Origin of the sequence: Microbacterium sp. NPDC058345, assembly GCF_042723855.1 — a bacterium.
Lineage (GTDB): Bacteria > Actinomycetota > Actinomycetes > Actinomycetales > Microbacteriaceae > Microbacterium.
On the sequence record NZ_JBHXIG010000001.1, the window covers coordinates 222,748 to 238,072 of the forward strand.

The 15,325-nt window shown below is 71.3% G+C and carries 10 protein-coding genes; 5 read left to right on the forward strand and 5 right to left on the reverse strand.

The window, feature by feature from the left end; translation table 11 throughout:
* Nucleotides 1-32: 32 nt before the first annotated feature.
* On the forward strand, nucleotides 33-1,100 hold the full coding sequence (locus tag ACFWH5_RS01190; RefSeq protein WP_378830827.1) for a threonine aldolase family protein: 1,068 nt from the start codon (nucleotides 33-35) through the stop codon (nucleotides 1,098-1,100).
* 42 nt (nucleotides 1,101-1,142) lie between these two features.
* Here the strand turns inward: ACFWH5_RS01190 and ACFWH5_RS01195 are convergent, their stop codons facing one another.
* Both ACFWH5_RS01195 and ACFWH5_RS01200 read right to left on the reverse strand, forming a co-directional pair.
* Nucleotides 1,143-3,056 carry a M3 family metallopeptidase gene (locus tag ACFWH5_RS01195; protein WP_378830830.1) on the reverse strand — a complete coding sequence of 638 codons (1,914 nt, stop codon included), beginning with the start codon at nucleotides 3,054-3,056 and terminating at the stop codon, nucleotides 1,143-1,145.
* 45 nt (nucleotides 3,057-3,101) lie between these two features.
* Nucleotides 3,102-3,689 carry an NUDIX hydrolase family protein gene (locus ACFWH5_RS01200; RefSeq protein WP_378830832.1) on the reverse strand — a complete coding sequence of 196 codons (588 nt, stop codon included), beginning with the start codon at nucleotides 3,687-3,689 and terminating at the stop codon, nucleotides 3,102-3,104.
* A gap of 80 nt (nucleotides 3,690-3,769) precedes the next feature.
* Here ACFWH5_RS01200 and ACFWH5_RS01205 point away from each other — a divergent pair, with 80 nt between their 5' ends.
* The 3 genes from ACFWH5_RS01205 (at nucleotide 3,770) to ACFWH5_RS01215 (ending at nucleotide 6,851) form a co-directional block, all read left to right on the forward strand.
* The gene (locus ACFWH5_RS01205) at nucleotides 3,770-4,414 is read left to right on the forward strand and encodes an alpha/beta hydrolase (RefSeq protein ID WP_378830834.1); all 645 of its coding nucleotides are present in this window, start codon (nucleotides 3,770-3,772) and stop codon (nucleotides 4,412-4,414) included.
* 530 nt (nucleotides 4,415-4,944) lie between these two features.
* A complete protein-coding gene (locus tag ACFWH5_RS01210; protein ID WP_378830838.1) occupies nucleotides 4,945-6,630 on the forward strand; it encodes an ABC-F family ATP-binding cassette domain-containing protein in 1,686 nt (561 codons plus the stop codon).
* A 38-nt stretch (nucleotides 6,631-6,668) separates the two neighbouring features.
* Nucleotides 6,669-6,851 (forward strand): PspC domain-containing protein, encoded by a 183-nt coding sequence (locus ACFWH5_RS01215; RefSeq protein WP_378830841.1) that lies wholly within the window; start codon nucleotides 6,669-6,671, stop codon nucleotides 6,849-6,851.
* 103 nt (nucleotides 6,852-6,954) lie between these two features.
* Here the strand turns inward: ACFWH5_RS01215 and ACFWH5_RS01220 are convergent, their stop codons facing one another.
* The 3 genes from ACFWH5_RS01220 to ACFWH5_RS01230 all read right to left on the reverse strand — a co-directional run bounded on the left by ACFWH5_RS01220 (nucleotide 6,955) and on the right by ACFWH5_RS01230 (nucleotide 10,666).
* Nucleotides 6,955-9,294: a hypothetical protein gene (locus ACFWH5_RS01220; RefSeq protein ID WP_378830843.1), complete on the reverse strand. Its 2,340-nt coding sequence runs from the start codon at nucleotides 9,292-9,294 to the stop codon at nucleotides 6,955-6,957.
* Nucleotides 9,295-9,599: 305 nt separating this feature from the next.
* Complete coding sequence (locus ACFWH5_RS01225; protein WP_378830845.1) at nucleotides 9,600-10,013, reverse strand: DUF6157 family protein; 414 nt, start codon at nucleotides 10,011-10,013, stop codon at nucleotides 9,600-9,602.
* A 38-nt stretch (nucleotides 10,014-10,051) separates the two neighbouring features.
* Nucleotides 10,052-10,666 (reverse strand): hypothetical protein, encoded by a 615-nt coding sequence (locus tag ACFWH5_RS01230; RefSeq protein ID WP_378830848.1) that lies wholly within the window; start codon nucleotides 10,664-10,666, stop codon nucleotides 10,052-10,054.
* 53 nt (nucleotides 10,667-10,719) lie between these two features.
* On the opposite strand from ACFWH5_RS01230, the gene ACFWH5_RS01235 reads away from it, so the two are divergent.
* The gene (locus ACFWH5_RS01235; RefSeq protein WP_378830850.1) at nucleotides 10,720-15,300 is read left to right on the forward strand and encodes an ATP-dependent helicase; all 4,581 of its coding nucleotides are present in this window, start codon (nucleotides 10,720-10,722) and stop codon (nucleotides 15,298-15,300) included.
* The last annotated feature ends 25 nt before the right edge of the window (nucleotides 15,301-15,325 follow it).

Here is a 15,325-nt window from a genome sequence, read left to right on the forward strand (position 1 = left end):
CTCGGTTTCCGCGGAGCCCATAGGCTGGTGCAGTGAGCGTTCTGCATGACACCGCTGTTCGCGGCTTCGCATCCGACAACTACTCCGGCATCCACCACGAGGTGCTCGCGGCCATCGCCGCGGCCAACGACGGGCACCAGATCGCCTATGGCGAGGACGTCTACACCGAGCGCCTGCAGCAGGTCTTCGCCCGGCACTTCGGCGAAGACGTGCAGGCGTTCCCCGTGTTCAACGGCACGGGCGCCAATGTCACCGGCCTGCAGTCGATGCTGCCGCGCTGGGGCGCAGTCATCTCGGCATCCACCGCTCACATCAACGTCGACGAGGGCGGTGCCCCCGAGCGCATCGGCGGCTTCAAGCTGCTCACCGTGCCGGCCGAGGACGGCAAGCTCACCCCCGAGCTGGTCGACCGTGAGGCCTGGGGCTGGGGCGACGAGCATCGCGCGCAGCCGCTGGTCGTCTCGATCACTCAGTCCACCGAACTGGGCACGCTGTACACGGTCGAGGAGATCCAGGCGCTGGCCGATCACGCGCATGAGCGCGGCATGAAGCTGCACCTGGACGGCGCGCGGATCTCGAACGCCGCCGCAGCCCTCGACCTGCCCCTGCGCGCGTTCACCCGCGACGCCGGCGTCGACGTGCTCAGCTTCGGCGGCACGAAGAACGGCGCGATGCTCGGCGAGGCGGTCGTCGTCCTGAACCCCGACGCGTCCGACGGGCTGGTCTACGGCCGCAAGTACAACATGCAGCTCTCGTCGAAGATGCGCTTCGTCTCGGCGCAGCTGGTGGCCCTGCTCGAGGGCGACCTCTGGCTGCGCAACGCGCGCCACTCCAACGCCATGGCGCAGCGCCTCCGGTCCGCGGTCGAGTTGGGACTCGCCGACGGCAGCATCCGTGGCGTGGCGTTCACTCAGCCCACCCAGTCGAACGGCGTCTTCGCGACCCTGCCCGACGGCATCGCCGACCGCCTGCGAGAGAAGTTCCGCTTCTACGACTGGGACGCGTCGCGCAACGAGGTCCGCTGGATGTGCAGCTTCGACACCGAGGAGTCCGACGTCGACGCCTTCGTCGCGGAGCTGGGGCGCCTCACCACAGCCTGACGACCGGCCGCGTCCGGACGGCCCGAAGGCTGTCGATGTGCGTCAGGCCGTGGGAGCGCCCAGGAACTCCCGGTACGCGTCGACCGTGAACGGCCGCCCCAGGAACGACTCGACCAGCTCCGCCGCGTCGCGGCGCCCGCCCGGCTCGAGGATCTCGCGGCGGTAGCGGCCGGCGGATGCGGCATCCATGAGACCGCGGAAGCCGGTGAGCAGGTCGCGGGCGATCACCAGGCTCCACTGGTACGTGTAGTAGCAGGAGCCGTACTCGGTGAGGTGCCCGAACGAGGCGTACGTGTGGGTGCCGGGCAGCGTGCGCACCCTGTTCGACACCGCGTACCAGTGATCGGTGGCCGCCGAGAGATCGGCGGGCCGGTCCATGTGCAGCTGGTACGAGACCCTGGCATGGCCCAGCTGCATCCGCACGTGGGTGGCGCGCCCGAACGCATCCGCCTGCCGCATCCGCCGCACGAGGTCGGCGGGGATCGGAGCACCCGAGTCATCGGTCGCGAAGGTGCCCAGCACCTCGGCGTCCCACACCCACTCCTCGAGCATCTGACTGGGCGCCTCGACGAAGTCCCATTCGGTCGCCACGCCCGAGAACGCCGCCCAGCGCTGGTCGCCGCCGAGGATGTCGTGCACGAGATGACCGAACTCGTGGAAGAACGTCTGCACCTCGCGGTGCTCCATCAGGCCGCGAGGGAAATTGCACGCCAGCACCGACTCGGCGAGCACCCGGTCGCGCACGCCAGGGGCGAGCGGGAAGCAGGCGGCGTGGTTGAACTTGCCCTCACGCGGATGCAGGTCGAGGTGGATGCGCCCGAGCCGCTCCCCCGCGCGGACCACATCGTAGGAGTGCACGTCCTCGTGCCAGGCGGCGTCAGGCGTGGGCACGTACTCGATGTCGAAGAGCCGTCCCGTGATGTCGAGCAGGCCGGCGAGCACCCGGTCGAAGTGCAGGTGGCGACGCACCTCCTGCGCGTCGACGGCGAAGCGCTCCTCGTGCAGTCGCGTGAGCAGGTACTGGTGGTCGGCGCCGGTGACCTCTGACGCTTCGGGGACGTCCTGCCGAAGCCGGGCGAGCAGCAGCTCGTACTCCGCGTCGGCGACCGCCCGCGACGCGTCGTCGACGTCATCGAGGAACGCGGCGACGCGCGCTGCGGAGCCGGCCATGCGGGTCTCGGTCTCGTAGTCCGCCCAGCTCGCATAGCCCAGCAGCTCGGCACGCTGCTGCCGCACATCGAGCAGCTCGGCGAGCACGGCGTCGTTCTCGGGCCAGGCGAGGTCGGCCCTGGCCCTTCGCAGCGCGATGCGGGTCTCGCGGTCGTGCGCGTAGTTGATCACGGCCATCACGTCGAGGTTGTCGGTGGAGAGCGCGACGAGCCCGTCGTCGCCCGCCGGATGCCGATCGAGGAAGTCCTCCGGAAGCCCGGCGAGCGATTCCGGCGCCACCCGGATCTCGCGGCGTCCCTCGCGGATGTTGCGCGCGAACGCGAGGCTGAGCTCGCTGTCGCGGGCCGCCAGCTGCCGCGCCCGCTCGCGGGTGGCGTCATCGCGATCGGCGCCGCCCCGCCGGAAGTCGCGCAGCAGGTGCTCGCGCACGCGCGCCGCGTCGGGATCGAGCCCGACCGGGTCGGTCGCGGCGAAGACGGCGGCCAGCTCGGCATCCGCCATCAGCGCGGCCTCGGCGGCCTGCGCGGCGGCGACGCTCTTCTCCGCGGCTGCCCGCACCTCGGCATCCGGGTGGACCTCGCACAGCACGTCGGACTCGCTGCGAGCCTGCCGCAGCGCGATCTGCAGCTCGTTCCAGAGGTCCAGAGTCTGGAGCGTGGTGCGCCGGGCGCCGTCCTTGAGACGGTCTGCGAGCGCGGCGACCTCGGCGAGCCGGTCCTCGGCGCGGGTGGTCACGAACGCGAGCCAGTCGACGGATGCGGTGGGGAAGACGATGTGTGCGGTCACCCGCCCGAGCCTATCCGGGCCGCCCTGTCTGCGGTGGGAGGGCGCTCAGCGCAGCAGGCCGAGGTGGGCCAGCGCCTGGCGGATCAGCGTGCCGCGGCCGCCCTCCATCTCGGCGGAGAGCGCGTCGGACGCCGCCTCCTCGGGCGAGAACCAGGTGACCTCGAGGGCATCCTGCCGCGGTTCGCAGGTGCCGGTGACGGGAACGACGAAGGCCAGCGAGACGGCGTGCTGCCGGTCGTCGTGGAAGGCGCTGACACCGGGGATCGGGAAGTACTCCGCCACCGCGAAGGGAGCCGGCGAGGCCGGCAGCAGCGGGAAGGCCATGGGACCGAGGTCGTTCTCGACGTGCCGGAACAGCGCGTCGCGGATCGTCTCGCCGTAGCGCACCCGGCCCGACACGATCGTGCGGGTCATCTCGCCCATCGGCGTCGAGCGCAGCAGCACGCCGACGGAGGTCACCTGACCGGATCCGTCGCTGCGCACCGGGATCGCTTCGACGTAGAGCATCGGCAGCCGGCGCCGTGCCTCTTCAAGTTCGATGTCGCTGAGCCAGGCGGGATTCCCGTCCGCCGACGGCACGTCGTTGAACCCGAAGCCGCCGTCGGGGTCTGGGTCAGGGGTGCGCACCGCCATGTCTCCTTTCTACCAGCCGGTCCCGCCGGGAGGTCGGGGTCTGCCTGCGGCATGTCGGCGCAGCCCGGCATGATGGAGGCGTGAGCCTCTCGATCGATCCCGCCGCCACTCTGTGGGCGCCCGGCGAGCGCGCCGGGAAGCCCCTGCTCGTGATGCTGCACGGCTACGGCGCCGATGAGCACGACCTGTTCGGGCTGGCGCCCTTCCTTCCCGACGGGCTCGCCATCGCGTCTGTCGCCGCGCCGCTGTCGCCGCCCTGGCCGATGCCGGGCCGCTCCTGGTTCCCCATCGATGCACTGGACACCAGGGATGCCGCGGGCATCACCCTGGCGGCGGAGTCGCTGCTCGGCTGGCTCGACGCCGAAGCCGCGGGAGCGGCATCGGTGGCCCTGCTCGGGTTCTCGCAGGGCGCTGCCGTGTCGCTGCAGGCGCTGCGGCTCGCGCCCGATCGCCTCGACGCCGTGGCGGCGCTGAGCGGCTACGCGGCTCCCGGCGACCTGCCCGGCGACCTGACACTGCGGGAGCAGCGGCCCCCGGTCTTCTGGGGTCGCGGCACGCATGACGACGTCATACCGGCCCACCTGGTGGACCACACCGCGCAGTGGCTGCCGGATCACTGCGAGCTCTCGGGCCGCGTCTATCCGGGCCTGACGCACGCGATCTCGGAGCAGGAGCTCGCGGACGTGCGGGTGTTCCTCTCGCAGTGGAAGGATGCGCGGGGCTAACGGTCGTCGTCAGCGGCCGGCGGCGCCGCACCGTCGCCGTCCGACGACTCGGCCGCTCACGCTTGCCGGCCCTGGCCGCCGCCGCCGTGAACGCGCTCATCAGTGCGATCCCGATCGCCAGGCCGATACCGATGCCGAGGATCATGTCGTCGAGTGCGGAGCCCAGCGCGACGCCCACACCCATGCCGATCGCAAGGCCCGCACCCCAGCTCAGCCGCGTGAAGGTCTCGCGGGAGCTCGGCGTCCTGTCATCCATGCTTCCAGGCTACGGAGGCCGTGCCCCTGGCGCATCCACCCTGCGACGGATGTCGGGACACGCCCGGGGGTTGCGCGGCCGGGTGACCGCCGGTACAGTCGTCAGGTCCTGTCCGCCGTGTCTGGAAGTCCATTGATCTGAATCGTCGCCTCCGCGTTCACCGCCACGCGCTGATCCGACGATCCTTCCTGCCACCGGCATCGAGTCTTCCCACGCCTTCCACGACGTGATGTGACTGTCGGCATCCGCGCACCCGTACACCCGGGAGTCGCCCATGTCATCAACCACCACCACCTCACCCGCGACCGCCGCCGTCACCCTCGACCGGGTCACGTTCGCCTGGCCGGACGGGTCCGTCGCCCTCGACGCCGTGTCGGGGTCGTTCGGATCCGGCCGCACCGGGCTCGTCGGCCGGAACGGCACAGGCAAATCGACGTTGCTGCGCCTGATCGCCGGGTCGCTCACCCCGACGAGCGGACAGATCGTCGGCAACGACGAGGTCGCCTATCTTCCGCAGCGACTGACGCTCGACACCGCCCGACGGGTCGCAGAGCTGCTCGGCATCGCCGCTCCGCTCGATGCGGTGCGCGCCATCACGTCCGGAGACGTCGACCCGGTTCACTTCGATGCGGTCGGCGACGACTGGGACATCGAGGCGCGCGCCGAGGCGTCCCTCGCCGAGGCCGGTCTCGACCCGTCGTTCCTCGATCGCACGGTCGGAGAACTCTCGGGAGGCGAGGCCGTGCTGGTCGCGATCGCCGGCATCCGCCTGCGTCGTGCGCCGATCACGCTGCTCGACGAGCCGACGAACAACCTCGACCGTGAGGCGCGGGCGCGGCTGGCCGAGATGGTGCGCACCTGGAAGGGCACGCTCATCGTGGTCAGTCATGACATCGCACTGCTCGAACTGATGGACGACACCGCCGAGCTGTACGCCGGCCGGTTGAGCGTCTTCGGCGGTCCCTACTCGGAGTGGCGCTCGTGGCTCGACGCCGAGCAGGATGCCGCCCGCCAGGCCGAGCGCGATGCGGCGCAGAGTCTCAAGAAGGAGAAGCGCCAGCGCATCGAGGCGGAGACGAAGCTGGCGCACCGCGCCCGCACCGCCCGCAAGGCCGAGATCGAGAAGCGCGTGCCGAAGATCGTCGCGCACGGCCGCAGGATGGCCGCGCAGGTGTCGGCGGGCCGGCTGCGGGTCGAGGTCGGCGCGAAGGAGGATGCCGCGCGCCAGGCTCTCGACCAGGCGGGCCGGCGCGTGCGCGATGAGGACAGCATGAGCATCGAGCTGCCCGACCCGGGCGTATCGGCTTCGCGCCGCATCGCGAGCATCCGCGACGAGGAGCGCACCTGGGTCATCCAGGGGCCCGAGCGTGCGGCGCTGATCGGTCGCAACGGGGTCGGGAAGACGACGCTGCTGCGACGCCTCATCGCCTCCGCTTCCGGCGCTTCCGCCGTCGACTCTGAAGGGCGCACGCAGGAATTCAGGACGGATGCCGCGGATCCGTCCTTCGGAGTTGCCTCCATCCTGCGGACGGAGGCGCACACCGACCGGATCGGCTACTTGTCCCAGCGCGTGGACGGGCTCGATGAGACGGCATCCGTCGTCGAGAACATCGCCGCGGCCGCACCGCACGTACCTGACAAGGAGGTGCGCAACCGGCTGGCGCGGTTCCTGATCCGCGGCGGCACCATGGACCGACCGGTGAGCGCCCTCTCCGGCGGCGAGCGCTTCCGCGTCGCACTCGCGAAGCTGCTGCTCGCCGACCCCGCCCCGCACCTCGTGGTGCTCGACGAGCCGACCAACAACCTCGACCTCGACACGGTCGATCAGCTCGTCGAGGCGCTGCGCGCCTACCGCGGCGCGGTGCTCGTCGTCAGCCACGACGATGTGTTCCTCGGCAGGCTGGGGCTCGACCTCACCCTCGAGCTCGGGGAAGACGGCCGGCTGACGGAGATCGCCTGAGGGTTCCGCATCGCGATCCCGGCGGGCAGGATGAGGGGATGAACCCTCTCGTCCGGCCCCGCCGGGATCGCCTCATCGCCGGGGTGTGCTCGGCCGTCGCACGGCGTTTCGACGTCAGTCCCACGATCGTGCGCATCATCGCCGTGCTCGCCGTGCTGTTCGCGGGCCTCTCGCTGTGGGCGTACGTTCTGCTGTGGATCGTCATCCCGAAGGAGGAATGAGGCTCCGGTCACTCCCCGTGCGGGCGGTGCGTCAGGTCTGACCCGGTCGCCGTGCCGGACGGTCGAGCGGCGTCACCGAGACGGTGACGCCGCTCGCCTGGGATCACCACCAGCGGTCGTCGAACGTCACCGTCGCCGTGTCACCGTCCACGGCGATCTCGCCGTACATGCTGAACGGTGTTTCGTCGTCCTCGTCACGGGTGGTGCCGAAGAAGTCCTCGGTGTAGCTGCCGACAGCCACGCCCTGCACCGACACCCGGGTGCCGGCCTCGTCGAACTCCAGCGTCGGCTCCTCCGTCATGGTCCATGTGACCTTCGTGTCATCGTTGTAGGTGTAGACCCCGAACGGGCATCCCTCGGGGCTGGCGGTCGTCTCGGCGAGGCACTTCTGCAGTAGTGCGTCGACCTGGCTCTTCACCTCGTCACGGAGGGCGTCGGTGGGGGCGAAGGTGAGAGTCGACCCGATCATGCTGCCCATCCCCGCGACCGTCAGATCGGTCTCCTCGAGGGCGAAGTAGTCCGATCCGGTCGATGTCAGCGGGTAGGTGCCCGGATAGAGCACGATCTCGGCGTGCCCGTAGTCGCCGTCGAAGCTGATCGGGATCTGCGTGTCGCCGATCGTCGCAGCGCCCTGGCCGATCACCTGCACGTCGACCGTCCGTGCCAGCGAGTCCTCGATGGTCCAGGTGTCGAGCACCAGGAACTCGGGCTCGCCCTTCACCACGGTGAGCATCTCCTCCTGCTCGACGCCGTCGAGTCGATACGTCACGGTCACATAGGCGGAGTCGGAGCTGCCGCCCTCCGCGGTCTTGGTCGAGACATCGGTGATGCGCTCGGCTGCCACGGCCATCGTGTCGTCGGAGAGGAACTGGCGCTGCGCGTTCGGCACGTTGGGGTCGACGAGAGCGTTGGCCGCCTCGGCGCGCCCTGCGGCGATGTGATCGACATACTGCTGGACGACGGCTTCCGGAGTACGCGACGCGTTCGCGATCGCGATCGCGATGCCCGCTGCGACCGCGAGCACGATCACGCCGCCTACCGAGATGAGCGCGATCAGCAGTCCGCGCTTCGCTCCAGGGCTGAGAGGTTTCGGTTCCGGCAGCGCGGAGGCGGCGGCCACCGCGGGGGCGGGTGCCCCCGTGGTGCCGCCCGGCGCGGCCGGGATGCCGACGAACTCGGCGCCTGGCACCAGTGCGGCTGCGCTGTTCGCGCCGCCGGCGGGTACTCCCGCAACCCATGCGGCGAGCGTGCGTCGGCCGACGATCGCCGCGTGCGCCCGCGGCATGATGCCGTACGCCACGCGCGGCAGCGTCTGCGCGCCGATCTCCACCGCGGCGGCCCAGACGAAGAAGGCCAGGCCGCTCCACAGGGCGATGCCGACGCCTCCGTTGACCGCTCCGCCGAAGAAGCCGGCGGAGCCGACCGCACTGATTCCGACGCCGAAGAAGATGGTGCCGAAGACGAGCCAGGCGACGAGGGTGACGACGGGCAGCTGCCAGGCAGTCCGCCAGTCGATGCGCTCCGTGCGCGGTCGGCGCGTCCCGATCCACAGTGCGACGAAGACGGTGAGCAGCACGGCGGCGAGCACCGCGATCCACAGCGACGGCTGGTCGGCGCTGAACACCGTGAGAGTCGACGACGACGTCGCGCCGCCCAGCGCACCGGAAGCGCTCACGCCGCCGAGGTGGCCGAGCGTCGCTGCGAAGGGCGCCGCGTTCAGGAGCGCGACCAGCGCGACGCCGATCGACGTGAACCCGGCACCGTCCCACATCGAGACGACGAGGCCGATCGCACCGAGAACGGAGAACAGCGCTGCGCCGAAGGCGGTATAGGCGAGCCAATCACGCAGAACCCGCGGCGTGGTCGACAGCAGCCGACGCAGGGCTGTGATCCAGAGGTCCGAGGCCCGCGCGAGCGCACCCGCCTCGCGGCCGATGTACGCAGCCGCGCCCACGAGCAGAGTGCTGAACAACACGACCCTGTATCCGGCGGCAGTCAGCTCGAAACCGATGCCCGCCTGATTGACCCGAACCGCGAAGATGAGCGCGACGATCAGCAGCACGAGCCCGGTGACCAGGCCGACACCAGCGCCGTACAGGGCACGATGCAGGTGTGTCGGCAACGGGTTCACCCGGCCCTGTCGCACACCCCACCACAGCACCGCGGTGAGCGCCGCGACCGTGACGGTGAGGGGGAACAGCCAGGCGGAGGCGGTACCTCCGGCGCTGAACATCCCCATGTCTCCGCCGAGCCCGACGGTGAGCTCCCCGCCGTAGACGAACGCGGTCAGCGTGAACAGCAGGCTGCCGATCACGCCGAAGCCGTCGAGCACGTCGCCGAGCGATCCGATCGGCGTGGCCGCCGCATCCGATCCGCTCATCATGAGCAGCATGACGAGCAGCACGAGTCCGCCGAGCCAAGCGACGCCCGTCGCGATGCCCACGTGCGCGAGGCCTCCGAGAAGTGAGCGCGGAGTGAAAGCGGTGAGCGGTGCGCCGCCTGTGCCAGCCGCCGAGGCGACCGGCGCACCCGCGCCGACGACTGCCGGCGGCGGTGGCGCGACCGGCGGGGCCACCGCCGTCGGGGGCCTCAGGTCCGAGGCGGCATCTGCGTGAGCGTGCGGAACATCACCGGCGTGGACATCGGGCGTCTGGTCATGGCGCGGCTGATCGCTCATCGCTCCCCCTCTTGAGTCTGAGTATTCCCTGTGTACCAGGTGACGGCCGCGTGCTCCAACACGCGCTCCGCTCAAGCGCGTCTCGAGCGCATCGCCCTCGTATGCGCCAGCGCAGGGTCGGCGGCGAGGCGCGCGTACTCCTCCGATTCACGAGCGACGAGCGAGACTCTTCCCTCGGCGTCGTGCAGGACGCCCCAGCCGTAGCGCTTGCCGAGCGGGGATGAGCGAAGGCACGGCTGCCCCTTGGTGAAGAACGCCTCGCGGGCGGCGACCCGATCGGCGTCGCCGATGCCCTGCCGGATGGCGTGGGTCTCGAAGATCACGTCGTCGGATGTGCGCGCGAAGGGCTGCTCGGCGATCAGCCGGTAGTGCAGCGCGGCGATCGTCGGCTTCTCGCCGCTGGGCGGCTCCTGCGCGTGGTCTGTGGGGCAGTCCTCGGCGACTTCGATGAAGGTGGCGGTGTAGTTCGTCGTGTGCGCGGCCATGCCGCAAGACTGCCCCGCCCCACCGACGTCGGCAACCGTCAGGCGAGCCGCCGGATCCAGGGATGCTCCGGAAGCGTCCGCTCCAGGGCATCCGACAGCCACCGGCGGCGTCGCTCGTCGAGGAAGTCGAGCGTCGCATCGAAATCGGCTTGGTCCTTGTCGCGAAGCCCCCTCGCCTTGTACAGAAGCTGGATCTCGGGTTGCAGGTAGCGGACACCGTCGCGTTCCCAGAGCGCCTCGTGCATCGGCATCCGGATGCGGGGGTCGCGTTTGTACTGCCACTGGTCGGGCGTTCCGGGACCGAGCAGGATGTCGTATTCCCAGGGGTCGGCGGCGCTGCGCCGGCACCACAGCTGCTGGCTGCCCTCCGGCAGCGCGTCCGGATCGTCGGACATCACGGGCCGCAGCGCACCGGAGAAAGGGGCCCAGAGGTCCATCCGTCCCCTGACATGCTCGCGCAGCAGCGGGAGATCGTCGCGCAGGATGCCGGGGTCGATGTCCTCATGGTGGCGCTCCACTCCGGTGAACGCCTGCAGCGCCCAGCCGCCGGCGACCCACCAGACACCCGGGTAGCCGTCGAAGAACGCGCGGACGTCCCGCGGATCGCGGCGCTCCCACTGGCCGTACAGGCGGGTGAACTCGGCATCATCCATCCGGCCACGCTACCGCCGGTGCCGATGTCGGTACCCTCCCCCATGATGGAGGGGTGAGCGATGTGCTCGACCGATTCACGCCCGCGACCCAGGACTGGTTCCGTGGGGCGTTCGACGCGCCCACGGACGCGCAGGCCGGCGCCTGGGAGGCGATCTCGGCGGGGCGCAACGCCCTCGTCGTGGCGCCGACCGGGTCGGGCAAGACGCTCTCGGCCTTCCTCTGGGCGCTCGACAGCGTCTTCCGCGAGCGGACGGATGCCGCAGCCGCCGACGACGCGGCGCGCACCCGCATCCTGTACATCTCGCCGCTGAAGGCACTCGGCGTCGACGTCGAGCGCAACCTGCGCTCGCCCCTGGTCGGCATCGGGCAGTCCGCTCGTCGCCTCGGCGTGCCCGTGCCGCAGGTGACCGTGGGCGTGCGCTCCGGCGACACGACGTCGAGCGACCGGCGCAAGCTCGTCAGCGATCCGCCCGACATCCTCATCACCACGCCCGAGTCGCTGTACCTCATGCTCACCAGCCGCGCCGGCGAGACGCTGCGCGGGGTGCACACGGTCATCATCGACGAGGTGCACGCGGTGGCCGCCACCAAGCGCGGCGCCCACCTCGCGGTCAGCCTCGAGCGACTGGACGCGTTGCGCAAGGCGCGCGGGGAGGATGCTCCCGCCCAGCGCATCGGCCTGTCGGCGACCGTGCGTCCCATCGACGAGGTCGCCCGCTTCCTCGGCGGTTCGGCGCCGGTCGACATCGTCGCGCCGCGAGCGGTCAAGACCTTCGAGCTCGGCGTCGTGGTGCCCATCGAGGACATGCGCAACCCTCCCCCGCCCCCGGGCGCGGCCGCGTCGACCGATGAGCCGGCGGAGTACACCGAGGTGACCGGCTCGGTGTGGCCGCATGTCGAGGAGGCGATCGTCGACAAGGTGCTCGAGAACCGCTCGACGATCGTCTTCGCCAATTCGCGACGTCTCGCCGAGCGGCTCACCGGACGGCTGAACGAGATCTATGCGGAGCGCATCGGCGTCGCCGTGCCCGAGCAGACCGCACCACCGGCCGCGATGATGGCGCAGGCCGGCGCGACCGCCGGCGCGGATCCCGTGCTGGCGAAGGCGCACCACGGCTCGGTCTCGAAGGAGCAGCGCGCGCTCGTCGAAGAGGAGCTGAAGTCGGGGATGCTGCGCTGCGTGGTCGCCACCAGCAGTCTCGAGCTGGGCATCGACATGGGCGCCGTCGACCTCGTCATCCAGGTCGAGGCGCCGCCGTCCGCGGCGTCCGGCCTGCAGCGCGTGGGCCGCGCGGGCCACCAGGTCGGCGAGATCAGCAGGGCGTCGCTCTTCCCCAAGCACCGCGGGGACGTGCTGCACACGGCGATCGTCACCGAGCGGATGCTGGCCGGGCAGATCGAGGCGATCACCGTGCCGCGCAACCCGCTCGACATCCTCGCACAGCAGACGGTCGCCGCGTGCGCGCTCGACGCGCTGTCGGTGGAGGACTGGTACGAGACGGTGCGGCGCAGCGCCCCGTTCCAGACGCTGCCCCGTTCGGCGTACGAGGCGACACTCGACCTGCTGGCCGGAAAATACCCATCCGACGAGTTCGCCGAACTGCGCCCGCGTGTGGTGTGGGACCGGGACGCCGGCACGCTCACCGGCCGCCCCGGCGCGCAGCGCATCGCCGTGACCAGCGGAGGCACGATCCCCGATCGCGGCCTGTTCGGGGTGTTCGTGGCCGGCGAGTCGACCGGGGCGCGCGTGGGCGAGCTCGACGAGGAGATGGTGTACGAATCCCGGGTCGGCGACGTGTTCACCCTCGGCACGACGAGCTGGCGGATCGCCGAGATCACCCACGACCGGGTCAACGTCCTGCCCGCCTACGGCCAGCCGGGCAAGGTGCCGTTCTGGCACGGCGACGGCATCGGCCGGCCGTTCGAGCTCGGCGAGGCGCTCGGCCGCTTCTCACGCGAGGTGTCGACGGCAGCGCCCGCCAAGGCCCAGCAGCGGCTCATCGACGCGGGGCTCGACGAGATGGCTCGCGAGAACCTGATCGGGTATCTCACCGAGCAGCGCGAGGCCACGGGCACGTTGCCCACCGATCGGACTCTGACCGTGGAACGCGGGCGCGACGAGGTCGGCGACTGGCGCGTCATCCTGCATTCCCCGTACGGCATGAAGGTGCACGCGCCGTGGGCGCTGGCGATCAACGCCCGGGTGCGCGAGCGTCTCGGCGTCGAAGGCTCGGCGGTCGCGAGCGACGACGGCATCATCGTGCGCATCCCGGATGCCGACGCCGAGCCGCCCGGTGCCGACCTCTTCGTGTTCGACCCCGACGAGCTGGAGCAGATCGTCACCGCCGAGGTCGGCGGATCGGCACTGTTCGCCTCGCGCTTCCGCGAATGCGCGGCACGTGCCCTGCTGATGCCGCGGATGAACCCGAACAAGCGCACACCGCTGTGGCAGCAGCGCCAGCGCTCCGCCCAGCTGCTCGAGGTGGCCAGGCGGCATCCGACGTTCCCCGTCATCCTCGAGACGCTCCGCGAAGTGCTGCAGGACGTCTACGATCTGCCGTCGCTGCGCCGGCTCATCACCGACGTCTCCGATCGCCGCATCCGGCTCGTCGAGACGGAGCCTTCGCAGCCCTCGCCGTATGCTCGCGACCTGCTCTTCGGCTACGTCGGGGCGTTCATGTACGAGGGCGACTCGCCGCTCGCCGAGCGCCGCGCCGCCGCGCTGTCCGTGGATCCCGCCCTGCTGGGCGAGCTGCTCGGCACCGTCGAGATGCGGGAGCTGCTCGACCCCGACGTCATCGCCCAGTTCGAACGCGAGGCGCAGCGACTCGACCCGCAGCGCCGAGCGCGCGGCGTCGAGGGCGTGGCCGACCTGCTGCGCATGCTCGGCCCGCTGGACGAGGCCGAGGTCGCGGAGCGGTTGGAGGACGCCGACGCCGCACGCGCGCCCGCTCTGCTCGCCGACCTCGTCGCGGCCCGCCGCGCGATCCCCGTCAGCGTCGCCGGCCGACCCCGCTTCGCCGTCATCGAGGACGCCGGGCGCCTGCGCGACGCGCTGGGCGCGGCCCTGCCCACCGGCATCCCCGTCGCGTTCCTCGAGCCCGTCGCCGACCCGCTCGGAGACCTGATCTCACGTCACGCCCGCACGCACGGACCTTTCACGACCGAGTCCGTGGCCACCCGCTACGGCATCGGCGCCGCGGTGGCGAGGCATACTCTGCAGCGCCTCGAGTCGGCGGGCCGGCTGACCAGCGGGTTCTTCCTGCCCGCGGTCGATGCCGATCCGAGCGGAGCGGCGGAATGGTGCGACGCCGAGGTGCTGCGCAGACTGCGCATGCGCTCGCTCGCGGCCATCCGCGGCAGCGTCGAGCCGGTCAGCCCGCAGGCGTATGCGCGCTTCCTGCCCGACTGGCAGCACCTCACCCGCCCGCTGGAGGGCGTCGACGGCGTGCTCAGCCTGATCGAGCAGTTCGCCGGGGTGCCGATCCCGGCGAGCGCCTGGGAATCGCTCGTGCTGCCCAGCCGGGTGCGCGACTACACGCCGGCGCTGCTCGACGAGCTCACCGCCGCCGGCGAAGTCGTCTGGTCAGGGCACGGGGCGCTGCCCGGACGCGACGGCTGGGTGTCGCTGCATCCCGCCGACCTCGCGCCGTTCACGCTGCCCGTTCCCGAAGAGGCACCGGCCGCGGGTTCGCTCGAGGAGAGGATCCTCGACGTGCTGCGGCTCAGCGGCGCGTCGTTCGCGGCTGCACTGCGGTCGATGACGGATGCCGAGAACGAGCAGTCCGTGCTCGACGCGCTCTGGACCCTCACGTGGCAGGGGCACGTCACCAACGACACCTTCGCCCCCGTGCGCGCGCTGATCGCGGGCGGCTCGCAGGCGCACAAGACGACTCGCCGAGCACCCCGCACGCGCACGTATCGAGGGATCTCGCTGGCCCGCCCCTCGTCACGGCCCTCGTCAGGAGGCTTCGGCGGTCGCTGGGCGGTGCTGCCGGAGACCGACCCGGATGCCGCCCGCCGAGCGACGGTCACCGCGGGTCTGCTTCTCGACCGATACGGGGTCGTCACCCGTGGTGCCGTGCAGGCCGAGGGGGTGCCGGGCGGCTTCGCACAGGCGTACCGGGTGCTCGCCGGCTTCGAAGAGGCCGGCCACTGCCGCCGCGGTTACGTGATCGAGAAGCTGGGCGCCGCGCAGTTCGCGGCGTCCACCACCGTCGACCGCCTGCGCACCTTCGCCGGCCTCGCCGACCCACCGCCGCGGCACGCCGTCACGCTCGCCGCGACGGACCCCGCCAACCCGTACGGAGCGGCGCTCGCCTGGCCGCGCCTCGACGAGGTGTCGCACCGCCCCGGCCGCAAGGCCGGCGGACTGGTGGTGCTCGTCGACGGCGCTCTGGTGCTCTACCTCGAGCGCGGCGGCCGCACCGTGCTGGCGTTCGACGACGACCCCGATCTGCTGCGCGCCGCCGCATCCGACCTGGTGGCGACGGCGCGCAGCCGCCGACTCGACACCCTCACGGTCGAGAAGATCAACGGCGCCGGTGTCTACGGCACCCCGTTCGCCCTCGCACTGCAGGAGGCCGGTTTCGTCGCCACCCCCCGCGGCTACACGCTGCGCAAAGCGGTCTGAACGGCCGCTGTCATAGTCTGGCGAT